Raw genomic sequence first — 15281 nt, forward strand, 5'->3', positions numbered from 1 at the left:
GTACTGATTATCTAGTTTCCATGTATTGTTAAAAGTCAGAACTTAACTAATAAGGAGCGAGAGTTGTCACGCGATATCGGTATTTACATAGTTAAAAAAAGACTCCCCTCTACTTTTCTCCTCAGAGATTCAATCATTCATTCAGGGTTTCCCTGCGTACTGGATGACGAATTTGATCCTTTAACGTTCAGCGGCTTCTTACCTTGCCCTGTTAATGGTTCAATTTCAGGCTTCGAGTATTATGTACATGAAGTGGATGATGATGAACTTAAAGAGTTAAATGCTACCTTCGTACCTGATTTAGCTATTATTTTATCAACAGGCAGATATGAACTTGAGTGGATTTCTGCTGTAGCGACAGCATCCTGTATTGCAAGTCTTGCAGGAGGGCTTGTAGTTGACTATTTAACCGGCAATCAATACTTTGCTGATGATGCGGTTAAATGGGCTAAAGCTGAGGTGTCGAAAATACAATAGTAGACTGATAAGGTTCAGTCTTTAGTAACCTGCTAACGCCAGTCAATTGTATCTTTTGTTTGCGGCATGACATGTGGGGTACTCTTGAATTTATCATACTACAAAGTCCGCTTCTCGCTCTTCGCTGCCCATGAGCCTTTCCTTCGACTGCTGTGTGCCAGAAGCGGACATTTAAAAAATTTGTTTGCTGAACTGCAGACAGTTGTTTTGAGTGCATAACCATGCAGGCGCACCGAAATCATCAGGGGCGTTTTTTAGTGATATGGGCGGGAAAATGCCGGGCACGGCCACCCGTCCCAGAAATGCATTGATGGGTACTCAGATGATGCAGGCACGAAATGTTATCAAAGTATATTTACTGACGTATCGAGCAGCATTTCTTCCTGCAGTAATAGCGTCAGCCAGTCTGCAAATACCCCACAGCGCGAGGGAGATGCCTTCGGTGCTGACATGCGCTCACCCCCGTTCCTGTAAGTAGCGATGGACAAATGTCACGGCCATCGCCCCCTCGCCAACGGCGGACGCAACGCGCTTCACGGAACCATGTCTGACATCCCCCGCGGCAAAAGAGCCTGGCACGCTGGTTTCCAGATAAAAAGGCTGGCGAGCTAATGCCCAGTTCTCGGGCCAGCTGCTCCCTCGGGAGAGATCGGGCCCGGTTAGCAAATAGCCTTCAGAATCGCGCAAAATATGCGTGTCGCTGGCCCAGTCGGTGTTAGGCTGGCCGCCAATGCAGACAAAAAGTCGTGAACAGGCATGGCGACTTTTTCCACCCGATAACCGGTCGTGAAGAGTAATCGCCGCGAGGGAATCTTCACCGTCGAGCTCAGCTATCTCGCTATTGAAGATGACCTTTATATTGGCTTTTGAAGCGATACGTTGGATTAAATACTTCGACAATGTTTGAGACAGGCTGCTTCCTCGTACCAGCATCGTGACCTGAGCAGCATATTCAGCAAAGTGCATCACCGCCTGGCCTGCCGAGTTGCCACCCCCCACCACATAGACGTGGTCATTCGCGCAATAAGGTGCCTCTGCTGCTCCGGCGCCATAAAACAGGCCGTGACCGAGGAATTTATCTTCGCGGGGTAAATTAAGGCGGCGATACTCAACGCCGGTGGCGCAGATATTGGTTCTGGCGGTTAGCGTCTCGCCATTGGCAAGACGAACATGGATTTTGCCATCCTTAAAATGGGCTTTTACCCCTTCACTCATGGTCACCAACTCAGCACCAAACTTAATTGCCTGCTTGCGGGCCCGATCCGCCAGCGCAGCCCCGGAGATCCCTTCGGGAAAACCGAGATAATTCTCGATTAATGAACTGGTACCCGCCTGGCCACCTGGCGCCTGTCGTTCAATTAATATGGTTCGCAGACCTTCGGATGCGGCATAGACGGCGGCGCTCAACCCCGCCGGGCCCGCGCCGTAAATGGAGACGTCATATTCGCGATATTTGGGGAGCGTGATGTGCCCTAAATAAGCGGCGATGTCATGCAGTCCCGGGGCGAACAGGCGAACCTGTCCCGGAAATTCAACAACGGGAAGACGCAGGTCATTAAACCCTGACACCCCTAATGCCGACAAACACTCTTCTTCACTATTTAGTTCAATCCATTCAAAGGTAACCGCGCTACGCGCCAGATAGTCCCGAAGCAGATAGCCTTCCGGCGATCCCGCCCGGCCAAAAATACGTATGCTGTTTGTTTCTTTATCGGTCATTTTTAGCAACCTCACCATGCAGGGATTGAAGAGCATCGGACGTTCAGAAAGCGGGCTTATCCTGAGGTTTACGGGCAATCGCCCTCATGATGGCATCCTCGATGAGATTTAACGGCTGCGCGCCGGAAATCGTCTCGCCTTCAATGTCAAAATTCGGTACACCGCGGATCCCGGTGGCAAAATTGATTGCCGCCCGCGTCTCTTTTACGCCAGCGTCACCGGTGAGGTAAGCCAGCGCTTCCGCTCTGTCGAGACCATTTTCCGCGGCGATATCAGCCAGAATTTCCACATCGCCGATATCGCGGCCCTGCTCAAAATAGCCATGGAAAATCCCATTCGCGACGGCATCAGCGGCGCCATGCCGATGGGCCAGATTCATCAGACGATGCGCGCGGAAGGTGTTCGGCGTCTTCTGCATTGCATCGTAATTAAACGCGATATCATCCTCCGCGGCAGCCAGAATGGTTTTTCTGTCCAGCGACTGGCTGTACTCCCAGCTGCCAAATTTGGCGGAACGGTAGTTCTTACGATCGACGCCTTCTACCGGCATCGTGGGATTAAGCTCATAGGGCTGCCAGAGAATAGTCACCTCCACATCATCGGGTAAACGACGAATCACCTTTTGCAGACGGCGTTCGCCAATAAGGCACCACGGGCAAATAAAATCAGAGGTGAGCTTGACGGTAATATTCATATTGACTCCTGCTGGCTATGAGTGGGTCGGGAACATCATTGTGTTCAAAAGATGATTGGCGCAAAAGATGAAATACATTACGGACGCTGCGGCGTATTGATATTTAATATCCTGATGATGGTGACATATCAATTGACATCAGGCGGTTGCCCATGTTCATTCCCACCTGCTTCAGGTATTTACCGAGATGCCGCTGCTCCGGCTCCCAGCGTGCCAAAGCGGCATCGATATCGTCAGGATAATTCAGAAACGCCCATAGTAACGCCAGGGCATTTGCCGCCGCCTTGGAAGTGCTTGCCGCCGTGTGTGGGCGTGGAATAGACGCTGCATCGCCAAGCAATAGCACCCGATCTTTCACCATGCTATCAACGGCCAGATCCCGAATAGATTGCGCGAAAGGCTCTTCTGTCGCCAGCACCACGTCTCTGAATCCTGGCGGAAGCATCCGCGCGGCCTCTTTATAAATATGGCTTTTCCATTTTTGCGCGATGACACCTTCAGGTAGAGAATGCCCGCGCATTAGGCCATTTTTATCGGTCATCACGGATTCGCGAGTCGCGTCGTCCATAACGCGATACCACACCCAGTTATAAAGCCGGTGCCCCGGGCGGAGATCGTTATTTATCCCTGGAACTAGGTAGCCCAGAATCTGCGATCCCTTGCTATTGGCAAACGCAAAGTTGCCATGAAGATCGAGGCGCGCGCGCTCCGGCAGCCGATCTTCACGGATCAGCCCTCGCCAGGCGATATAGCCAGAATAGGTCGGGGTTTCACCCGGCCAGAGCAGCTGGCGGACGGTGGAGTTATTGCCATCGGCGCCAATCAGAATATCGCCTTTTATATGGCTACCGTCCTCAAACCACGCGGTAACGCCCTCTTTTTGCGAATCGATACGCTGCAGTTTTTTCCCCTGATGGTAATTCTCTTTACCGGTAGTGGTCAGTAATGTCGAATAAATTAATGACCATGAGGTTTGCATTTGTGGGGCCAACTGTTTGTATTCAACCGTACCGTCGGGATTATAAAAAATGCGGTATTGGGAACGAACGCCCATCTCATCCCATTTTTTATTAACGCCGCTTTCCTGAATCACATCCACCACCTGCGGCTGAAGCACTATTCCACCGCCCTGGCTATCCAGATTTTTTGCCGAGCGTTCGAAAATATCCACATCCCATCCGGCTTTTTTCATCATATTTCCGGCAAAAAGTCCGCCAAGGGAACCGCCGATAATAATGGCTTTTTTAGGTCGGGTAATATCTGACACAGGCACCTCCGCATTTTATTTATGCCACGCAGGTAAGAGCATAAATAATAATTAACTGTCTGGCTGCTGACGTTAACCATAACAGCCTCAGCAATAGCGGAGAATACCAGCAAAACCGGAAACACTATTGCGTAGCACGCAAAGCTGACTGGTATTCCTCACTCAAAACAGGCTAAGGTAAGGACTCACTCAGGCGTTTTTCCTATACGAGAAAGTTAAAGCTATGGATATGTTTTCGTCCTTACAGGCACTGGTCGCGGTGGTTGAGGAAGGCGGATTCTCTTCCGCCGGGCGGCGCCTGTCGCTTGCCACCTCTTCCGTCACCCGGCAAATTGACACGCTTGAGCAATATCTTGGAACGGTGCTACTGGTTCGCTCAACCCGAAAGGTATCGTTAACCGGGGCCGGAGAGCGGTACTACCAGCATGCCTGCAGGATTATGGCCGATCTCTCCTACGCTAACTACGAAGCCCGCGACCACTCCGGTATGCCCCGCGGGATCCTCAGAGCCAGCCTGCCGGTATCCTGGTCACTGCAATATTTAGCCACTTTAGTGCCTGAATTTATGAAGCAATATCCGCTTATCCGGCTTGAACTCACTTTTACTGACGATGTGCTCGATCTGGCTGAGAACCGGCTGGATCTCAGCATCCGGCTGGGGAAAATTTCTGCGCAAAACGTCATTGCCAAAAAGCTGCTGTTGCAAAAGCGCGTTCTTTGCGCCAGTCCGGGCTATCTTGCTGAAAAAGGCGTGCCATTGCTGCCTGCCGATTTACGACGCCATAATTGCCTGCTTTTCTCCTACTCTTCCGGTCAGACAAAATGGTTTTTCTTCCGCGATAAAACGGAAGGCGTCAGCGTTGAGGGAAACCTTAGATGCAACAATTCGCAGATACTCAGGCAGGCGGCTTTGGGCGGACAGGGTATTGCTTTGCTTCCGGACTGGCTGGTGAATAACGACGTTCAGCGCGGTGACCTGTTAGCGCTTTTTCCGGATATACGCGTTGATGTGACCGCTGATGAGGATGAATCCGCGGTGTATGCGCTTTATCATCCAAGCCGTCGCGACATTAAAATGGTGAAATTATTTGTCGATTTTATTTATCAGTTCCTCAACCAGCAGGAGGCAGAGGAAGCTGATATTTTCTGCAGGAAGCCAGGCTAAAGCAGCGCGCCGGGTTATTTATCTAAACTAGCGGCGGATAAACGCAAGCACATCTTGATTAAACTGCCCGGCATTTAGCTGAGCCAGACCGTGGCTGGCGCCGGGATAGATTTTCAGCTCGGCGTCGGCGATTATCTTCGCGCTCTTAATGCCTGCCGCAGCAATGGGCACAATTTGATCGTCATCGCCGTGAATAATCAGGGCTGGCTTATCGATTTTTTTCAGATCGTCCGTATAGTCGACTTCGGAAAACTCACGGATACAGTCATACTCTCCTTTGATACCGCCCTGCATCCCCATCCGCCAGAACGATTCGACCAGGCCATCATTGGTGGCGATATTTTCGCGATTAAAGCCATAAAACGGCACCGCCAGTTCGCGGAAGAACTGCGAACGATTGGCTGCGGTGCCGGTGCGGATATTGTCGAAAACCTCCAGAGGCGTGCCCTGCGGGTTATCAGCCGTTTGCAGCATTAGCGGTGGAACCGCGCCGACTAACACCACTTTTGCCACGCGAGAAGATCCGTGACGGCCGATATAGCGGGCGACTTCCCCACCGCCGGTCGAATGGCCAATCAGTATTGCATCATGCAGATCGAGATGGTCGATCAGCTCTGCCAGATCGTCCGCGTAACGGTCCATGTTGTTGCCTTCCCAGGGCTGCCCGGATGCGCCGTGCCCGCGGCGGTCATGGGCGATAACCCTGAAACCGTTCTGCCCGAAGAAAAGCATTTGTGCGTCCCAGGCATCTCCGGAAAGCGGCCATCCGTGAGAGAAAACAACCGGCTGACCTTTGCCCCAATCTTTATACGCAATACGAACATTATCTGAGGTAGTGAAATGGCTCATTATCGTTCTCCTGAAATTAACGGCATTAATTAGGAAACTACATCCCGCGTCGGGTGCAGTTAACTTAAACTACAATGTCAGAGGTGATAATCCGGGGAATATACAACGTAGTTTTGCATCTGGTGCAACGCTGGCATTGTTTCGGGCGCTTCCGCAATTAGCGACTATGCCGAGGAGTGAAAAGCCCCCGGCGAATGATTCAAAAAATTAATCCGCGGTGGGTAAGCGGCAGCCCGATACTGGGCGCATTAGATGTGGTACCCACGACCCTGAACCGTGACTTGTCAGGGGCAATATTGCGTTCGCGACTGCATAGATATAAAACCAGCGCGATCGGTAAGCAAATAAGGAAAGCAAAATAGCTTGTGCGAACGCGATCTGGCCAATCGCCTCTTTGATGCAGGAAAATCCCAACGATCGCTACACCTGCGAGTGCGTCGATCTTCTGATTTGTATTAAGGGTGGTAGCGCCAATATTTAAGTCTCCGGGCCCGGTTTCTTATATCGCCCCGAAGTTCATTGCTGTAATGCCTGTGACCATTTCGAAGTTGCAGATAATCACACCAATCGCTAAATGCCAGAAGGGCGCTGAGTCAGCGGAGACGAGCGATAACACTGTGCCAATGGCCGCCATGAAAGGTCGCTAACCAGGACGGCTTGATTATCTCACTTGCTGCTCAGGTAGGCCTCCAGCCCAATACAGAATTGCGTACCACTGAGACAGTACTTGAGATGTCAGTAACGGGAGCTACCTTGTTTGACCATAAGATACAGACCGTGGGAATCAGAAACTTTGCAGGGTTTTGCGGATGATTTTAAGTTGGGGATTTTTGTGTCGTTGGGAGGTATCAGGGGGCACTGCGTTATCGAACTAACCTGACCCCAGATTGACCCCAGATTTTCCCGATGCGAAGGGAGCACTGCAAATGTATCGGGAAGACTTTTCACACTAGCTTATTGAAGCGAAATCGTGTGGGGATTCGCCAAGCTGCATGAAAACAAGAAATTGGCTCATCTGACTGGGATCGCCTTTGCCAGTAACTGGCTAATAAGTAAGCTAAGCCTGAATTGCTAGTCTGTCAAGACCACCATAATGACCACCAATAATTGCGGATTCCATAAATCTGGTATGAGCGTTCCGCAGCATGGGTGAACATTACTATTTTACTCTCTGAAAATGAAGCGTAGTTAGAGGTAACGTCGAAGGCGTTTACCCTATGTGAAACTGTGTGCAAAGAGGTTTAACTGTCGGCTGAGTGCCAGAAGCGGGCGTTGCTAACGTCCGCGCTGCATCAATTGGAGGGAGCAGGTCAAACAAAGGGATGAGATCACTTTCACGGTAAAGAAAAAGAAGTAAACTTATGATATCCATGACTATCTCATGCTATAAAAATCACCCATAGATAGATGCACTTCGATACAAGGAATTATTGGATGGACTTTTTTGAAATTGATGAAGATACTGATTTAAACCTCCTTCATTTCAAATTTAAGGATCTGAATAACAAGTTAGGGTACGCCGGTGCTAAAGAGGTTGTTTCTTCTTGGGGAAATGACTTTTATGATCGCGATAAAAAAGCTAAAAATGAATTTCAAACATCGTTTCACTCTACTTTTTGGGAGCTCTATCTTCACGCAGCACTGAAGGAAATGAACTTCAAAGTTAGCGAAAAGCACAATCGACCAGACTTTATCGTTGAAGCCCCCACAGGAATGTATATTGAAGCAGTAGTGTCAGAGATTAAAAAAGATGGTGTTCCTGAAAAACTACGAACTATAGAGGATGTGGAGGCCAACTTACGGCCGATTATAACCAAGCGTGAGTTTTCAGATATCATCGATGAGGCAATATCACGTCACTCTAACTCTCTAAAATCAAAGTTAAAAAAATACACTGGATATATAAGCAAAGATAATGTGCCGATTAAAGGATACGTCGATTGTAATTGGGTTTCGCCTAATGTTCCATATATAATAGCCCTATCCTCCCATGACCAAATTGCCTATGGCAGAGAATTTATTTATTCCATGTTTGCTTTACTGTATGGGCACTATTACGACCCAGAAAATAAAGCATACACCAAAAAAAATAAAATTAAAAAACCCGGCACTAACTCGGATTTAGATCTTGGGATTTTTTTGAACCCAGCATTCAAAGAAGTTTCAGCCGTTTTATTTTGCAATACACTGACATTAGGTAAAGTATCTTCGCTACATAAATCAGAAAAAATAAGTTTCGATACAGTTATAAACATTAGATACTTGCAAGATGAACCGCATTTTCGCGTGCATGAAGTAACACCAGAAAATCCCGAGAAATTACTGGATGGTCTGTACATATTCCACAACCCATTTGCCAAAAACAAATTAGATTTCGATATATTTAATAAGTTGGCACAGTTCTCTATGGATGAATATGGACCACATCAAATTGGCAATTACCCTCTAATTGTGTCTAGGTTTCACACCAATTTGTTGCCTAGTTCAATAATTCCAAGTATAAAGACTGATGCTTTTTCAAGCTACAACCCGGAGTACTGTATGCGAGAACTCAAAAAAGAGAGCAGTCTTTTAAAGTTCGCTAAAAGCGAAATGATCAGGCAAAAGAAAAAAAGGATAAATAGAATCGCGAAGGCTTCCCGCAAAAAAAACAGATGATAAACTTAACTTTATCAACCATTTATCAGCGCCAGCTCTTCGCTCACAGCAGACTTAATGACCACTAATCCTGTCTGCTGCGTGCCCAGGCTGTGTGAAAACTCTGACCTGAAACTGAAGTTCGCGCATCTACGCAAAATCTGGAATTAATCGACAGGTTAGCTGAGCCAAATTTTACGTATGAGCGCTGTTTTCAACCCTGTTTTAAGCAGATTAAGCGACCAAAACAGTTTTCACACAGCCTGTGCCAGAAGCGGACATTGTTGGACTGTATATAGTTCATGCTACCTCTGCTTGCGTCACCAGTTAATTTAGCCACTACAGAGCTAAAAATCTTGGTAAATGATTTAGTCAGTCATTCAATCATCGCACGCTTTTTGCACAACTTAGTTTGTATTAGAATAGTCATACTATTGAGGAGATGATCATGTTTAAATATGCCGTAAACTCGCTAGCAGATTATGTTTCAACCGTTACAGAAATAGTAAATGAAGTCGATGACATATGGTTTAGAGGACATGCTTGCGCTTCATATAGATTAGTACCCTCGGTATTACGAGATACCTTTCCCTTAACTGATGCCAGAGGTAATAGGGTCGAAAACGGTCAGGTGATACGTTCAGAGGGCGGTCATGTAACAGGTCTTAGTCCCGAAAATATGTTTTATGAATTTAAGTCTCGAGCGGTTCCTTTTTTGAATCGAGAGCCCTCAAATAATTTTGAGTGGATGTTCTTGATGCAGCACTATGGTGTACCAACAAGGCTGTTAGACTGGACGACAAACGCCTTAGTTGCGTTATTCTTTGCTATCGAATCGAATCCTACCTCTGACGAAGAGAGGCATTACAACGAATCGCCCTCGCTAAACTTTATGGAAAGCGATGAGTTTTGCTCGGAAGGAGCAGCTGTTTTTGCCATAAGCCCATCAAAATTGAATTATTTAACAGTCTCAAACCGATCAAAAATTTATATTTGTGAAGAAGCTGACAAATGGAGTAATTACTTTGACCCTATGAGTAAAGAAGGTAGTTATAATTTTCTTCCAATTGCAGTCCAATCAAGTCATATTGATACGAGAATAAGATCACAATCTGGCCACTTCACATTACATGGTTCAAACATATGGGCATTAGACTATTACGATGAGCTTCGTAAAATTATACATAAAATATTTATACCATATGAAGTGGTTCCCCAAATGCTTAAAGATTTGCAGGCTCTAGGCATAACTGAGTCATTTATATATCCGGGACTAGAATCATTGTCGAGAGATATCAAAAGAAGCGAAGCTTTTAAATTTAACGGTAAAAAGCTTTAGCATTGCATTACAACCTGCTAGCCGCTAAACATGGAGTTAATGGCGGCTTATCGCTCATAGCGGACCTTATTTCCGCGTCCGCTTCGTGCCAAAAGCGGACGTTCTTTAACCCTTCGTTCTGAGGCTATTTAACACGACTTTTTACTATTGCACAGCCATTGCCAGGCGAATCCCAACTGCAAAAAAGGCCAGTGCTACGCCCCAACGTATCCCGGTCATTACCCTGTGATTTCCTAATACATAATGACTAACAGACGAAGCAAAAGCGCCATATAGAGAAAATACAGCAAAAGTCATGGCCGCAAAAATAGCTGAAAGAATCAACATGCTCTGTGTAGGGTGTGCATCTCTGGTGGCGATAAACTGCGGAAGGAATGCCAGGAAAAATAGCGAAAGTTTGGGGTTAAGAATATTGGCAACTACTGCCTGTATTATCAATGCGCTATGAGATAACTCCGGCCCGGGACCGTCTGCGGTTAAAAGTGTCTTATCCCGTAGCGTTTTCCACGCCATAAACAGCAGGTAAGCCACACCGGTATACTTCACAATGGAAAATAGTAACGGACTGGCATGTAACAGAGTGGCAAGGCCTGTAATTGCAGCCAGCATATGAGGCAACACCCCGAGAGTGCATCCGGCAGCAGCAATTATTGCGCTACGTTTTCCCTGCCTGAGGCCGGCAGAAAGCGTAATGATGGCACCAGTACCGGGTGATATGACAATTAGCAGAGATGTCACCAGAAAATCATTATAAAGCATCAAATTTTATCCCTCATCAGCAGCTGAAATAATTGCTTCAGTATTTGATGAAGAGGCTTTTTCTGTCTTGAATAAAATTGCAGCGTTTAGACAGCTAGATTTTTGGATTTTGTTGCGCGTAGACGCCTGGCGTATAGCCATAGCTGCGAACAAACAAACGATTCATGTGGCTTTGATCCGAAAATCCTGCCGCAATGGCTGCATCAACAAGCTCCATTCCGCCCCTGATGAGCTTTCGAACCAGTGACAGGCGTCTCTGCAAAAGATAGGCATGCGGGGTCATTCCACTGTAATGCGCAAAAGCGCGCAAAAACGTAAACTGCCCGAGTCCGGCAATCGCCGCCAGCTCAGTAAGAGATATAGCACTCCCCGGCGCGTCATCCATTTTTTCTTTCGCGTACAACACGCCTTTTATAGGCGTTTTTATCTGAATTCGGGGCATTTGGGCCAATGCGTTAGTCAGAATTAACAATGCTTCATCCGCAGCCAGATTTTTTACATCGCCATTACCACTGATAATGGCCTGATATAACTGGTTAAAAATTTTTGCTATACCGACATTCTTTAATACAGGCATAGCAAATTCGCCGCTGGCAAATTTACCTTCAGAAATATCGATAAAGCACTGATTAATAAGCTCAGTATCAAAATAAAGCATCCGCCAGGCTCGCGAGCCACCGAGAGGCGTCCCATCGTGAACTTCACCAGGGTTAACAGTGATGACATCACCCGCGTTCGACTCGACATATCCGCGCCCACTCAGAGATTTTTGCCCGCCTCTGTCCATCAAACCAATGCCGAATTGGTCGTGAGTATGACGCCCGAATGAGATATCGCTGTTGGCGTTTACCGCCTCAACACCCGCTACAGTTATGGGGAGAAGTTCAATGGAATGTTGACGCACGATGTCAGCATTTATCCTGTTGCAATTGGTCGTGTTGAACGAGTTCGTAATCGATGAACGCACCAATCATAGTCCGGTAAACCTTTTCGATAATCACTGTGGGAAGTCCTAATTCAGTCGCCTGTTTACTTACCTTATCGATTACCTGCTGGACACGATCAGGAGCACGAACGTCTGAGTGATCACTTTTGAAAGCTGCTGCAGCTCTAACACATTGGCTACGTTGCGCGATCATTTTAACCAGTTCAGCGTCAATCTGATCTATATGGCTTCTAACATCCTCAATTGACGAAAATATCATCTTCAATCCACCTGGCTAGTACATGAGTGCATCAGATTACACAAATTTTCGATTCAAAACAGTCTTCAGTTTGTAAAGCCTAACTTGAAGAACGATATCCAAAAACATTCAATCAAGAATATCCAGCGATTGATATTGCGATAAAAGAGAGTGGGTAAATGTCAGCTTCTCGCTCATAGCGGACATTGGTCTGAGTATCAGTCCGTTCTGTGCCAAAAGCGGAAGTAGCTTACAACAGTCGGTGTCAATCATCGGGGAGCAGGTCAAGCAACGCCCACACATATTAAGTATTTTACATCCAAATAAATAGTCAGATGGTTAGTTCAACCAAGTCATGAACTCCACGGGAGATGTGGATATGAGATTTAATGGGCTGGGTGTCGCTCTACTGCGTATTGGCAGCCATCCGCCTAAATCGGCTGAAAGTAACCTCTCATACCAATGATATTTTTGGTCATATCAAGTCAGACTAATAATTTCCCCCCTGTTGCCGATACCATTAGTCCTCAGTCAATATATGAAGGAACATGTATGTACTTCGTTCGACCTGCAGTTCGCCCGCTTATTTTTCTGTCGCTCTTCCCTCTTGCTTTCTCTCAGGCTGCTGAAAAGCCCACATTAACAGGCGGCGGTACGAATCCCTTATCCATAGTCAGAATTCACGATCGTGTGAATTATATGGTGTCTCTTAACTTCAGCAACGGAAAGACAGCTCAGCAATGGCGTTCTGTTGACTGTAAACAGGGGAAGGCACAGCTTCTGTACATGGATTTATTGAATGACCAGGGCTATACCTCCACGCGCTCATACGGCAACAGCTATCTGCGATATGCACCGGCACAGGATGATAAGCAAATGACACCGGAGGATATCCGTACGGTTTGTCAGCTCCCCATAAAAGAGGTCAGGTGGGAAAAGTTATCCGCCACGTCAGAGTTTGGCATCACCAATCTGGTCGATGTGAATAGCATTCAGCGTAATGGCGACAACTTATCCGTGCGCATGGGCTATGACATGGCAGATATCGTCTGGGAGCCGCCTTACGACGCGCCGCTGGTATTAAAGATTGAACACTACATATACAACTGCAAGACCCATCAGGGTAAGGCTGTTACAGCGATGAACTTTGACAGCGAGGGGCGCGTGACGGACTCACTCATAACGGCTGACATTGTTCGCCGCCAAAGTAGCTTTGAAATCACCTCTCAGATGACGCAGCGCTTCGGGGAGTTCTGCGATTTACCCTCCGGGAAACGATTTACTGCCGAAGGGCATTTTGTGCCTGCCGCGAATAAGCGGGCGTCTACGGTGATGGGGCCATCAATGCCCGACCTGAGCAATAATAATCCGCAGTGGCTGAAAAAATATCCACTTACTGCTGCCATTGAGCATCAGGCTCAGTCATTGATTAAACCCTGGGCGCTTCCACGCTTCAAACAGGTTCGTTATACCGAAGTCAGCGCGCTCGCCAAGGTCGCCGTGCAGTTGGATGCGCAACCCGATGGTTACGTACGCAAGCTGGAAGATTACGGTATCTGGACGGTGCAACGGCTAACGCTGGCCAATCTGCTACAGCTTAAATACACCATGTCCATTAGCTCTGGGGCATCGTTGCTCAATAAATTACAGACGGATCTGCGCTTCCCGCTAGTCACAGGGCAACGTTATCAGGCGCAGTGGGAAAGTATTGACGCCGATAAGAAAGTCACGGCTTCCACATTACGATGTGAAGTGACAAACGAGGGCGATGCAAATACCCTTTCGCCGGTGTTCGGCGGGAAATATCTGTTAGTTGAGTGCAGTGCAACCAATGAGGGACAAGTGTCCAGCAGTGACAAACTCGCCTGGATTCAGGAGCTTAATATCTTCGTTCCAATCGCTATGCAGGTCGGTGATAAGCCTGAAACCCCGGTGAAACTGGAAAATGTCAGTGTGATCCGTTAATTAGCAGGCAGGCAAGCTGATTAACGCTTTGTGCCTGCCATATCCCTTTAATTTCTGTGAATGGAATCAGGCATTGAACAGCTTGCCTGGGGTTTTTATTATATTACTTTCAATGAGTTATCTAGCGCGATGTGCTCTTGTCAATAATGTGACGAGCGGCAATTTCAAATATAACACGTCCCAAAGCTATGCATGGAATGTCTCTGTAGCGTCCAAACAGGAACCTTCTAATGAAAGAAAGGTGTCGCAGAGGACCTTATTTTAAGGCGGGATTGCCAGCCATCATGATGAATAAAAGAATTACTTACTTTTATATAAATTAGATGAACCAACCCGATTCCAGACGAGCTAGATCATATTTCCAGCTACTGCAGAGTCTTTGAGGTGTGATGAGCTTCGGCATTCCGCACAGAGCAGACTTTCCAGCCAACTGGCTCGACTGTACTTTGCCAGGAGCGGACGTTAAAAAATTATGTAGATACAGTTAATTTATTAGTTAAAATAGCCGCGCACGGTAAGGCTGTTATCATCTTTTGGTAGATACAAAAATATAATCATGAATAAAAGTTATTATTTCGAAAGTAAATATAAAAAATGGTCCATTACAGCCGTGGTATGCATCATTATGGGCGGATGGTTATGGTATATGTTGTGGGCATCAAGCATCTCCCATAATATCATTTTAAAAAAATCGGTACCTGAATGGACAACGTATATTTCTTTTGGTGTATTGATTGGAAGCTTCTTTTTTATTCACGCTTTTTATCTTCGCACTTTTAACAAAACAATAAAGTATCTTTGTAATGCATTCTTTGGCGGTTTTTGCCTGGGATTTGTATTGAGCTTAAACTGTTACGATGTCTATGTTTATCTCTTCCCAGACAAAATAATTGGCTATAAATCTGAATATGAGGTTGTATTCCCAGGACCATCGAGGGGCAAGCATGGGCATTGTGAAGCAGGGGTCTGGTTAAAAGATCAGAACACCTCCAGATGGATACAGCTTTGTACAAATAAAGAATTTCTACGCAGCCACCGTAAGCAAGGAATGACAGGAGTATGGGTATCATCTCGTGTTAATAAAATTGGAACCTACATCGTGAAATACGAATTCATTTATATGTAAATGAAATAATCTGAATATATTACAATCGCTAAGGTCGCCATTTTTCTGTGTCTGTGAAAATGGATAATAGCCAACGTTCGCTTCTCGTTCACAGCGGACG

General features: G+C 46.7%; 13 protein-coding genes. 6 read left to right on the forward strand and 7 right to left on the reverse strand.

Annotation, left to right across the window (positions count from 1 at the left end; translation table 11 throughout):
* Positions 1 to 63 precede the first annotated feature (63 nt).
* Positions 64 to 477 carry a hypothetical protein gene (locus tag PMI17_RS00590; RefSeq protein ID WP_007885024.1) on the forward strand — a complete coding sequence of 138 codons (414 nt, stop codon included), beginning with the start codon at positions 64 to 66 and terminating at the stop codon, positions 475 to 477.
* A gap of 456 nt (positions 478 to 933) precedes the next feature.
* Here PMI17_RS00590 and PMI17_RS00595 read toward each other — a convergent pair whose 3' ends face one another.
* From PMI17_RS00595 to PMI17_RS00605, 3 genes are all read right to left on the reverse strand, one after another.
* Entirely contained in the window at positions 934 to 2196 is a 1263-nt protein-coding gene (locus PMI17_RS00595) for an NAD(P)/FAD-dependent oxidoreductase (protein WP_007885025.1), read from the reverse strand.
* Between the two features lie 43 nt (positions 2197 to 2239).
* Complete coding sequence (locus tag PMI17_RS00600) at positions 2240 to 2890, reverse strand: DsbA family oxidoreductase (protein WP_007885026.1); 651 nt, start codon at positions 2888 to 2890, stop codon at positions 2240 to 2242.
* Positions 2891 to 2993: 103 nt separating this feature from the next.
* Entirely contained in the window at positions 2994 to 4157 is a 1164-nt protein-coding gene (locus tag PMI17_RS00605; RefSeq protein WP_007885030.1) for an FAD-dependent monooxygenase, read from the reverse strand.
* Positions 4158 to 4380: 223 nt separating this feature from the next.
* Here PMI17_RS00605 and PMI17_RS00610 point away from each other — a divergent pair, with 223 nt between their 5' ends.
* The gene (locus tag PMI17_RS00610) at positions 4381 to 5322 is read left to right on the forward strand and encodes a LysR family transcriptional regulator (protein WP_007885033.1); all 942 of its coding nucleotides are present in this window, start codon (positions 4381 to 4383) and stop codon (positions 5320 to 5322) included.
* Between the two features lie 27 nt (positions 5323 to 5349).
* Here the strand turns inward: PMI17_RS00610 and PMI17_RS00615 are convergent, their stop codons facing one another.
* Positions 5350 to 6171 carry an alpha/beta fold hydrolase gene (locus PMI17_RS00615; protein WP_007885035.1) on the reverse strand — a complete coding sequence of 274 codons (822 nt, stop codon included), beginning with the start codon at positions 6169 to 6171 and terminating at the stop codon, positions 5350 to 5352.
* 1434 nt (positions 6172 to 7605) lie between these two features.
* Between PMI17_RS00615 and PMI17_RS00620 the strand changes: the two genes are divergently transcribed.
* Complete coding sequence (locus PMI17_RS00620; protein ID WP_007885036.1) at positions 7606 to 8829, forward strand: hypothetical protein; 1224 nt, start codon at positions 7606 to 7608, stop codon at positions 8827 to 8829.
* 427 nt (positions 8830 to 9256) lie between these two features.
* Positions 9257 to 10147 carry an FRG domain-containing protein gene (locus PMI17_RS00625; protein ID WP_007885037.1) on the forward strand — a complete coding sequence of 297 codons (891 nt, stop codon included), beginning with the start codon at positions 9257 to 9259 and terminating at the stop codon, positions 10145 to 10147.
* Positions 10148 to 10291: 144 nt separating this feature from the next.
* On the opposite strand, the gene PMI17_RS00630 is transcribed toward PMI17_RS00625, so the two are convergent.
* The 3 genes from PMI17_RS00630 to PMI17_RS00640 all read right to left on the reverse strand — a co-directional run bounded on the left by PMI17_RS00630 (position 10292) and on the right by PMI17_RS00640 (position 12111).
* Positions 10292 to 10906, reverse strand: a complete 615-nt coding sequence (locus PMI17_RS00630; protein WP_007885039.1) for a LysE family translocator — start codon at positions 10904 to 10906, stop codon at positions 10292 to 10294.
* A gap of 94 nt (positions 10907 to 11000) precedes the next feature.
* The gene (locus PMI17_RS00635; protein ID WP_036619817.1) at positions 11001 to 11810 is read right to left on the reverse strand and encodes an AraC family transcriptional regulator; all 810 of its coding nucleotides are present in this window, start codon (positions 11808 to 11810) and stop codon (positions 11001 to 11003) included.
* 4 nt (positions 11811 to 11814) lie between these two features.
* On the reverse strand, positions 11815 to 12111 hold the full coding sequence (locus tag PMI17_RS00640; protein ID WP_007885044.1) for a chorismate mutase: 297 nt from the start codon (positions 12109 to 12111) through the stop codon (positions 11815 to 11817).
* Between the two features lie 531 nt (positions 12112 to 12642).
* On the opposite strand from PMI17_RS00640, the gene PMI17_RS00645 reads away from it, so the two are divergent.
* On the forward strand, positions 12643 to 14055 hold the full coding sequence (locus PMI17_RS00645; protein ID WP_007885052.1) for a hypothetical protein: 1413 nt from the start codon (positions 12643 to 12645) through the stop codon (positions 14053 to 14055).
* 556 nt (positions 14056 to 14611) lie between these two features.
* Positions 14612 to 15181, forward strand: a complete 570-nt coding sequence (locus PMI17_RS24580) for a hypothetical protein (protein ID WP_007885053.1) — start codon at positions 14612 to 14614, stop codon at positions 15179 to 15181.
* Positions 15182 to 15281 lie beyond the last annotated feature (100 nt).

Source organism: Pantoea sp. GM01 (assembly GCF_000282675.1).
GTDB classification, from domain to species: domain Bacteria; phylum Pseudomonadota; class Gammaproteobacteria; order Enterobacterales; family Enterobacteriaceae; genus Pantoea; species Pantoea nemavictus.